Source organism: Nocardiopsis akebiae (assembly GCF_018316795.1).
Taxonomy (GTDB): domain Bacteria; phylum Actinomycetota; class Actinomycetes; order Streptosporangiales; family Streptosporangiaceae; genus Nocardiopsis; species Nocardiopsis dassonvillei.
The window spans coordinates 1,397,813-1,406,558 of the sequence record NZ_CP074132.1; the positions used below are offsets into that span (position 1 = coordinate 1,397,813).

An 8,746-nucleotide genomic window follows, 5' to 3' on the forward strand; every position below is an offset into this window, starting at 1 on the left:
CACGTCGGGTCACCCTAGACGATCGCCGGCCCGGGCAGAGATAACCCGGGCCGTGGCCGGCGTCCGGGACCGGCGCGGTGGTCGGTCCCGGGGCCCCGCGATCCTGCCGCGGGGCGCACGGCCGCGACGCCCGCCACGGGCGGGCGCCGGGAGGGGTCAGGTGTTCTCGGGGTCCCTGCGGACCGCGCCGCGGGTGCGGCGGCGCCGCCGCACCCTGCGCGCGCCCTCGTCGGAGGGGGCCGCGCCCTCGCGCGGCGCCTCCTGAACCGCGGGCGCGCTCTCGGCCTTGCGCCCGAGGCGGTCTCGGCCCCGGCCGCGCTCTGGCCGCCGCGGGTGCGCCGACGCGAACGGTTGCGGCCGCGACCGCGCCCGCCCTCGTCACGGCCGCTCTCACCGCGTCCGCCGCCCGAGCGAGCGCCCTCGCCGCGGCTCCGGCCCCGCCGGCCGCCGCGCTCACCGCGCGCCACGCCGGTGTCGCCGATGTCCTCGATCTCCTCGGCCTCCAGACCGGCGCGCTCGTCGCGCCGGTCCTCGGCCAGCTTGCCCTTGGTCCCGGCCGGGATCCGCAGCGCCTCGAAGAAGTGCGGCGAGGTGGAGTAGGTCTCCTCCGGCTCGTGGAAGGGCAGGCCCAGGGCGCCGTTGATCAGCTTCCAGCGCGGCATCTCCTGCCAGTCCACGAAGGTGACGGCGGTGCCGCTGCGCCCGGCCCGGCCGGTGCGGCCGATGCGGTGCGTGTAGGTCTTCTCGTCCTCGGGGGTCTCGTAGTTGACCACGTGCGTGACGTCGTCCACGTCCAGTCCCCGGGCGGCCACGTCGGTGGCGACCAGGATGTTGATCTTGCCGTTGCGGAAGGCCCGCAGGGCCCGCTCGCGCTGGCTCTGCCCCAGGTCGCCGTGGACGGCCGCGACGGCGAACCCGCGCGCCTCCAGGTCGCCCGCCACCCGGTCGCAGGCCCGCTTGGTCTGGCAGAACACCATGCTCTGGCCGTGGTCGCTGGCCTGGAGCAGGCGGGCGAGCATCTCGATCTTGTCCATCTGGTGGGTGCGGAACGCGTGCTGCGTGATCTGCCCCGTGATGGCCGAGCCGTCGATCTCGTCGTCGTCGCTCGCCCGCACGTGCGTGGGGCGGTGCAGGTACTTGCGCGACAGGGAGACGATCTCGCTCGGCATGGTGGCCGAGAAGAGCATGGTCTGGCGCTCGTCCGGGGTCTTGGTGAGGATGCGCTCGATGTCGGGCAGGAAGCCCAGGTCGAGCATCTTGTCGGCCTCGTCCAGCACCACCGCGGACACCCCGTCCAGGCGCAGGTGCTTCTGCTTCTCCAGGTCCAGCAGGCGGCCCGGGGTGCCGACCACGACGTCGGTGCCCTCCTTGAGCCCGTTGACCTGCGGCTCGTAGGAGCGGCCGCCGTAGACGGTCAGGATGCGGGTCCCGCTGCGCTTGCTGGCGGTGGTCAGGTCCGCGGCGACCTGGATGGCCAGCTCGCGGGTGGGGACCACGACCAGGGCGCGCGGCCGCTTGGGCGTTCCGGGGTCCTTCTGGGACCGCTGGAGCAGCGGCAGGCCGAAGGCCAGGGTCTTACCGGTGCCGGTACGGGCCTGGCCGATGATGTCGCTGCCGCCCAGCGCGATCGGCAGGGCGAGTTCCTGGATGAGGAAGGGCTCGACGATCCCCTCCGCCTCCAGGGCGTCCGCGAGCTCGGTGTTCACACCGAGGTCGCGGAAGGTCGTCTTGGGTTTGGTCGTCTCTTCTGTGCTGCTCAGGGCTCAAGCCTCCATCTTGGCGGGCCGCAACGTTGGCGTGGCCGCGGCGGGATGCGGTCGCGGACGGCTCCTGGCCGCCGCGGGGGGCGCGGCTCACCGGTCGTTCCTCTCGCGGAACGGTGCGGTGGCGCTGCCGTCAGGACCCGTGCGGCGCAGGGGTTGTCCGGCCGCGGATCGGGACCGTCCCCGCTCGGAACGGGGTGCATCCGTGGTTCGTCGTTGTTCCTCGCGCGGTCCGGGCCACCGTCGGTGGGGTCCGCGCCTGTGCGGGCGCCGCCTCCGCGGCGCCGGTACGTGGGAGATCCCGCGTGTGTGAGGGAGATGTCCGCGTCGGGCGCACACACCGGTCATCACGCAGAGTCTAGCTGGTGACTCGCCAGGTGGACATACCAGTTCACCGGGCTGTGGACGGCTTGGACCGTACCCGCTCCCGGCGTGTACAACCGTGCCTTCGGTCCGTTTAGTCCCCGGTTCGGCGCCCGGACGGCCTGGCGATACCCTGGCGGGCATGACCCACGGCCCCTCCGCCGAGCCCGGCGTGATCGACCTGCTCGGCCTGCTCGCCTACGCGGAGCTCGGCTCCTTCTTCCGCCTCGCCGACGACGCGGGCCTGGCCCCGTCGCTGCGCTCCAAGGGTCAGCTGGCCGCCCTCGCCGCCACCGAGCAGGCGCACTACCAGTCGCTCCGCGACCGGCTGGAGGAGCTGGGCGTCGTGCCCGAGGAGGCCATGGAGCCCTTCGTTGAGCCGCTGGACGCCTGGCACGCCAGGACCGAGCCGCAGAGCTGGTTGGAGAGCCTGGTCAAGACCTACGTCGGTGAGGGCATCGCGGGGGACTTCTACCGCAAGGTCGCCGAGCTGGCCGACGAGGAGACGCGCGCCCTGGTCGAGGGCGTGCTGGCCGAGACGGGCCGGGCCGAGTTCGTCTCCGCGACGGTGCGCGCCGCCGTGGAGGAGGACCCCAAACTGGTCGGACGCCTGTCCCTGTGGGCGCGCCGCCTGGTCGGCGAGGCGCTCAGCCAGGCGCAGGCGGTGGCGGTCTCGCGCCCCCAGCTGGCCGCGCTCCTGGCGGGGGGCGGCGGACACGACGCGGACGGCACGGGGCTCGGCGACCTCGCCGCGGTCAGCCGGATGTTCGCCTCGCTCACCGACCGCCACTCCGACCGCCTCAAGGCCATGGGATTGACCGCCTGACCCGCCGTCGCGGCGGCCCGATTCCTTGCCGGTCCTTGACCGGGACCTGTGCGACCTTGGTCAAGTGCGGGTAATATCCAACACTTTCGTGACGATTCGTTGGGCACTGGCCGTAAAATCGATGAAGTTTCCGTCTCCTGACCACGCGAGTAGGTACTTCCATGCCCAGTGGGACCTCCGTGCGCCATCCGCTGGCCGGACTCACCCGTGACTTCCACCGGATCGGCCCCCTCGGCGCCCCGATCGAACCCTGGATGTGCGCTGAGCTGGACCAGCACGCCGCACAGGTGTGCGAAGGCATCACCTCCTCCGGCGGCGAGCTCAACGCCCGCACCCTGGGCACCTACCTGCACGGGTTCCTCGACGGCTGCCTCGAACGCGGCTGGGACTCCGAGGCGGTCGAGTACGACTGGGAGACGCTGCGCATCCTCGCGATCTGCCGACTGGCCAAGGAGCGCGGTTTCGTCCGCTAGGTTTGGTGGCGTCCGCAGAACGGTGTGGTCCACAACCCGAGCTCCTCGTGGCCCCCGCCCCTGCCCGTTCTCCGGTGGAAACCCGTCATCGGGCGTACGCTGAAAAGTACCGGTGGCTCCACAGCGGCCGACGACGGCCCGGCGCACCGCGGCGGAACCAGGGCCCTGCGGAATGCAACCTGGGACTGACGGCGTTATGTCGGTCCGGAAAACGGATCCACAGGCGCCGTAACTGGCGGAGCGGCCCGCAGAGCCGCGAGAAAGGAAGGCGAATGAGGAGCGGTCGGCATGGGGCGGCGCGCCCACCGGTCGGCGTCCTGATCCAACAGGACCGCGTCGACTTCGCGCTTTTCGCACTGATCTTCGTCGTCGCGCTGGTGTCGATGGTCTTCACCGGGCCCGGGAACGCCGCTTTCTGGCTGGCCTTCCTCCCGATCATCGCCTCCGTCGTACTGACCTTCCGGCGGATCGAGCACCTCTCCCGCCTGGAACTGCGCGACTCCGAGTTCCTCTAGGGGCCCGCGGGCCGTTCACGCCGGCCCGCGGAGCGCCCATGACGGCACACGGCGAGGGCGGGGCCGCACGGCCCCGCCCTCGTTCCGTGTCCGCGCCCCGGCTAGGGAGCGGGCGGTTCGCCGCCCGTGCCGCGCCGCGCGCTCTGGGAGGTCGCGCCCTCGCGCGGCTCCGTGCGCTCGGCGGCCGCCGGACGGCCCAGGGCCGCCTCGCGTCCGGCCCGGTAGCTGCTCTCCTCGCTCATGCGGCCGGTCTCGCGCTCGGCCACGTCAAGCCAACGGGACCAGCGCGAGCGCATCGGCTCGATCAAGCCGCCGCCCACGCCGACCACGAGGATGCCGCCGATCGTGGCCAGGACCGCGATCAGCACCGGCACGGTGACGGTCACCGCCACGCCCATCTGGTTCAGCGCCGCGATGACGCCGAGGGCCAGGATGAACACGCCCGCGGCGTTGGCCAGGAAGCGGCCGTAGGAGAGGCCGCCCAGCGCGCCGGAGACGATGTCGCGGACCGCCTTGGCGATCATCGCGGCCACCACCACGATCACCAGCGCGACGATGCCGCGCGGGATCCAGGAGATGACGTCGTTGAGCAGCGTGCTGATCGGGTTCGGTCCGAAGACGCTGAACGCGAGCGTGAACACGAACAGCAGCCCGACGTAGTAGATGATCTTCCCGCACAGCTCGCTGGCGCTCCAGCGGCTGCGCTCGAAGTACTCGCCCACACCTCCGCGGTGCAGGGCGCGGTCCAGTCCGACTCCGTGCAGACCCTTGGCGACCGCCTTGCCCACCAGCCAGGCGATGATCCATCCCAGGACCAGGATCACCAGGAAACCGATCAGCAGCGGCACGAAACTCGCCACCGCCTGCCAGGCCGTCGACAGGCCCTGACCCATGTCCATAACGTCTTCACCCCCAAATCGCTTGCTCCGCCGGGGCTTCGAAGCGAAGGACCGGGCGGATACGGCGAAGAGAAGTGCGTTACTTCTCATTCCGCCGATACCCGGAGGGCGGCAATTGAATCGCTTGTCCCACGCAAGCGGAGGTGATTACCTTTTTTTGGGACATTCCTTGCCCGATGGTGGGAAGGAATAGCTTCTCCACGTGCCGGGGCGCTTTCCGGGAACCACAGGGAAAGGCGAAGGCCCCGTGCGCGCACGGGGCCTTCGGGGCGGACGCGGCCGCTAAGCCTGTTCGCCGGAGCCGCGCTGGAGGTCCCAGCCGCTGATCCCGCGCCAGGCCAGGCGGGCCACCAGCTGCTCGGCGGCGTCCTTGGGCACGGAGCCGCGGCTGTTGAGCCAATACCGGGCGCTGGTCTCGGCCATGCCGACCAGCCCGATGCTCAACAGGTGCGCCTCCTCGTCGGAGATGCTGGTGTCCTGGCGGATCACCTCGCCGATGGCCTCGGCGCAGCGCTGGAAGGTCTCCTCGGTCTTGGCCCGCACGGCCGGGAGGTTGCGCAGGTCGGACTCGAAGACCAGGCGGAAGGCCTCGCCGTCGCCCGCGACGAAGTCGAAGTAGGCGCGAAAGCTCGCGATGACGCGCTGGCGGTTGTCGTCCGTGCTCTCCAGGGCCTCGCGCTGCTTGTCGACCAGGACCTCGGAGTGTTCCTCCAGCAGGGCCAGGTACAGCTCCAGCTTCCCAGGGAAGTGCTGGTACAGGACCGGTTTGCTGACTCCGGCGCGGTCGGCGATCTCGTCCATCGCCGCCGCGTGGTACCCGCGCGCGACGAAGACCTCCTGTGCCGCCGCCAGGAGCTGACGACGGCGCCTGACCCGGGGCAGACGGGTTCCCCGGGCGCGGGAGTCTGAAGGAGCTGTCACACCGACCCTCCGAACTCGGCATGGCAGATGCACGCCATAACCGGACATCTGCGTGGCTAGTGCTTGCGGACCGCGGCCAATGGCGCGCTCCACAGCGGTCCCCCTCATCCTACTCCGGCGTAAGTTCCCCGTGAGCAGCGGGAAGCCGGTCGGGGTCCCGGGCGGGCACGGTGCGGCACCGGCCGAACACGTGGTCAGGGCCGCGATCGGCGGCCGGGAGGAAGCGGAGGAAAAAGGACGCGGTCCCGGGCGGGGGAGCCCCGGTCAGCGCCGCTCCTCGTCGTCCACGCCCGCCTCGCGGGCCTGTTCGACCACGTCGGCCTCGGCGGCGTGCTCGAAGCTCTCCTCGGACGGCTCCTCCCACCCGTCCCCGCCCCCGTCGGCTCCGGCGGAGGCGCGCTGCTCGACCGCGTCGGCCTCTGGCACCTCGGCCGCGGGGTCCCCTCCGGCGGCCGGGCGTCGTCCCACGGAACGGTTCTCCTGTGCCACGGGGTCCTCCTCCAACGTCGTCGCCGTTCGTACGCCCGACCACTACCCGCCGCCCCGGCCGGTACGCGCGGCCCCGGGGATGAACTCGCACGCCGCGTTGGTTGTGACGGGCGGGGACGGACCCGCGAAGGGTGTGCTCCACGCCTCCCGGTGGCGGGAATGCAATACCCCACCCGTTAGGTTGGGTATGAGTGCAAGCACGCTTCGCCTCCCCGCCCCCTCGCCCGGTGGCCCCCGCGCTACGGGCGGTGCGAAGCAACCCGAACAGACATGAGGAGTCACCGTGTCGCTGCCGCCGCTGGTGGAACCAGCTGACGAGCTGACCGTGGACGAGGTGCGCCGTTACTCGCGTCACCTGATCATCCCCGACGTGGGTATGGACGGGCAGAAGCGCCTGAAGAACGCCAAGGTCCTGGTCGTCGGCGCGGGCGGCCTGGGCTCCCCGGCGCTGCTCTACCTGGCCGCCGCGGGCGTGGGCACGCTCGGCATCATCGACTTCGACGTCGTCGACGAGTCCAACCTCCAGCGCCAGGTCATCCACGGACAGAGCGACGTCGGCCGCCCCAAGGCCGAGTCCGCCCGGGACAGCATCAAGGAGGTCAACCCGGGCGTCCGCGTCATCCTGCACCAGGACCGCCTGGAGTCGGACAACGCGCTGGAGATCTTCGCCGACTACGACCTGGTCCTGGACGGCACCGACAACTTCGCCACCCGGTACCTGGTCAACGACGCCTGCGTCATCCTCGACAAGCCGTACGTGTGGGGATCGATCTACCGCTTCGACGGCCAGGTCAGCGTCTTCTGGAACGAGTACGGGCCCCAGTACCGCGACCTGTACCCCGAGCCCCCGCCGCCCGGCATGGTGCCCTCCTGCGCCGAGGGCGGCGTCCTGGGCGTGCTGTGCGCCTCCATCGGCTCGGTCATGGTGAACGAGGCCATCAAGCTGATCACCGGCATCGGTGAGCCGCTGGTCGGCCGCCTGCTCATCTTCGACGCCCTGGAGATGACCTGGCGCGAGGTCAAGGTCCGCAAGGACCCCGACACCGAGCCGGTCACCGAGCTCATCGACTACGAGGCCTTCTGCGGCGCCGTGTCGGAGGAGGCCACCGAGGCCGCCGCCGGTTCCACGATCACCGCGGGCGAGCTCAAGGACCTGCTGGACAACAAGCCCGAGGAGATCTTCCTCGTGGACGTCCGGGAGAAGAACGAGTACGAGATCGTCAGCATCCCGGGCGCGACGCTCATCCCCAAGGGCGAGTTCCTCAACGGCAGGGCCCTGGAGCAGCTGCCGCAGGACCGGCGCATCGTCCTGCACTGCAAGTCGGGCGTCCGCTCCGCCGAGGCGCTGGCCGCGGTGCACGCGGCCGGGTTCTCCGACGCCGTCCACGTGGGCGGCGGCGTCCTGGCCTGGATCAACCAGGTCGACCCGAGCCTGCCCGAGTACTAGACGGACGGGCCCGACGGGGGACGGGGCGGTCCCGGGAGGCGACTCCCGGCACCGCCCCGCCGCGTTCGCGCCCCGGCCCGGTCCCGCCGTCGTGCCTGTTCAGCGCGCCGGATGGGTAGGGGTCGGTTCAGGGGCCGTCGGCCGATGGCGGCCCGCTCCTCGGGAGGTGGCTCCATGGGACGCAGGGGACGCTGGGCGGACTGGGTGGCGATCCTCGCCGGCCTGGCCCTGGGACTGAGCTGGATCTGGCACGGGATGTACGGCTTCGGCGGGGGCGCGATGTTCGTCCTCGGGCTGGGCGTCATCGTGGCCTCGGTCATGTCCATCACCCGGCCGGGGGCGCTCTCGAGCGAGGCGGGCGTCCTCGCGATCGGCGTCCTGGTCTTCGTGATGCCGTGGCTGCTGGGCTTCACCGACCTCACCGCCGCCGCCTGGACGGCGTGGGTCCTCGGCGCCGTCGTGGCGCTGCTGGGGGCGTTCGGCCTCGTCAAGGCGCGCCAGGCCCGCAGGCGCGACCCCGAACTGGCCTGGGGCGCGCACGGCGACCAGGTCACCGCCTGACCGCGACACCGCGCGCACGCCGGGTCCGCCTCCGAGGCGGACCCCGCCGTGTCGGCGGTCCCCGGTAGGCTGCCGCCTGTGTTCGAGGACGCGGAGGGCGGGCCGGACGACTACGCCGAGGAAGTCCTGGCGGTGGTCGAGCGGATCCCGTCGGGACGGGTGATGGCCTACGGTGACATCGCCGAGTACGTCGGAAGGGGAGGGCCCCGCCAGGTCGGCTCGGTCATGTCCTCCTGGGGCGGTGCGGTGGCCTGGTGGCGCGTGGTGCGCGCGGACGGCAGACCGCCCTCCTGCAACGAGGTCCGCGCCCTCTCCCACTACGCGGCGGAGGGCACGCCCATGCGCCCGGGAAGCGATCGCGTGGACATGCGCAGGGCCCGCTGGGACGGGGAGGGCGGGGGCTGAGCGGTCCGCTGTGGCGGGGATGACGTGCGGGATGGTCGCCACCCTCTGGTGAACTGGATGGGTGAACACATCTCCGTACCGTCT

The 8,746-nt window shown here is 71.7% G+C and carries 10 protein-coding genes; 6 read left to right on the forward strand and 4 right to left on the reverse strand.

What is annotated here, in order from left to right; translation table 11 throughout:
* Window positions 1-14: 14 nt before the first annotated feature.
* Window positions 15-1,706, reverse strand: coding sequence for a DEAD/DEAH box helicase (locus KGD83_RS06045; RefSeq protein ID WP_394358096.1), 1,692 nt, complete (start codon window positions 1,704-1,706; stop codon window positions 15-17).
* Window positions 1,707-2,268: 562 nt separating this feature from the next.
* Between KGD83_RS06045 and KGD83_RS06050 the strand changes: the two genes are divergently transcribed.
* The 3 genes from KGD83_RS06050 to KGD83_RS06060 all read left to right on the forward strand — a co-directional run bounded on the left by KGD83_RS06050 (window position 2,269) and on the right by KGD83_RS06060 (window position 3,940).
* Window positions 2,269-2,952: a ferritin-like fold-containing protein gene (locus tag KGD83_RS06050; RefSeq protein ID WP_212642908.1), complete on the forward strand. Its 684-nt coding sequence runs from the start codon at window positions 2,269-2,271 to the stop codon at window positions 2,950-2,952.
* Window positions 2,953-3,113: 161 nt separating this feature from the next.
* Window positions 3,114-3,425 carry a DUF6401 family natural product biosynthesis protein gene (locus KGD83_RS06055; protein WP_047870279.1) on the forward strand — a complete coding sequence of 104 codons (312 nt, stop codon included), beginning with the start codon at window positions 3,114-3,116 and terminating at the stop codon, window positions 3,423-3,425.
* 272 nt (window positions 3,426-3,697) lie between these two features.
* Window positions 3,698-3,940 carry a hypothetical protein gene (locus KGD83_RS06060; protein ID WP_013154833.1) on the forward strand — a complete coding sequence of 81 codons (243 nt, stop codon included), beginning with the start codon at window positions 3,698-3,700 and terminating at the stop codon, window positions 3,938-3,940.
* A 101-nt stretch (window positions 3,941-4,041) separates the two neighbouring features.
* On the opposite strand, the gene KGD83_RS06065 is transcribed toward KGD83_RS06060, so the two are convergent.
* The 3 genes from KGD83_RS06065 to KGD83_RS06075 all read right to left on the reverse strand — a co-directional run bounded on the left by KGD83_RS06065 (window position 4,042) and on the right by KGD83_RS06075 (window position 6,249).
* Window positions 4,042-4,839, reverse strand: a complete 798-nt coding sequence (locus KGD83_RS06065; protein ID WP_212642909.1) for a mechanosensitive ion channel family protein — start codon at window positions 4,837-4,839, stop codon at window positions 4,042-4,044.
* Between the two features lie 282 nt (window positions 4,840-5,121).
* Window positions 5,122-5,760, reverse strand: coding sequence for a TetR/AcrR family transcriptional regulator (locus KGD83_RS06070; protein WP_212642910.1), 639 nt, complete (start codon window positions 5,758-5,760; stop codon window positions 5,122-5,124).
* 264 nt (window positions 5,761-6,024) lie between these two features.
* On the reverse strand, window positions 6,025-6,249 hold the full coding sequence (locus tag KGD83_RS06075; protein WP_212642911.1) for a hypothetical protein: 225 nt from the start codon (window positions 6,247-6,249) through the stop codon (window positions 6,025-6,027).
* 283 nt (window positions 6,250-6,532) lie between these two features.
* Between KGD83_RS06075 and moeZ the strand changes: the two genes are divergently transcribed.
* The 3 genes from moeZ (at window position 6,533) to KGD83_RS06090 (ending at window position 8,662) form a co-directional block, all read left to right on the forward strand.
* On the forward strand, window positions 6,533-7,696 hold the full coding sequence (gene moeZ / locus KGD83_RS06080; RefSeq protein WP_212642912.1) for an adenylyltransferase/sulfurtransferase MoeZ: 1,164 nt from the start codon (window positions 6,533-6,535) through the stop codon (window positions 7,694-7,696).
* Window positions 7,697-7,870: 174 nt separating this feature from the next.
* Window positions 7,871-8,257 (forward strand): SPW repeat protein, encoded by a 387-nt coding sequence (locus tag KGD83_RS06085; protein ID WP_212642913.1) that lies wholly within the window; start codon window positions 7,871-7,873, stop codon window positions 8,255-8,257.
* Between the two features lie 78 nt (window positions 8,258-8,335).
* Complete coding sequence (locus KGD83_RS06090; protein WP_212642914.1) at window positions 8,336-8,662, forward strand: MGMT family protein; 327 nt, start codon at window positions 8,336-8,338, stop codon at window positions 8,660-8,662.
* Window positions 8,663-8,746: the final 84 nt, after the last annotated feature.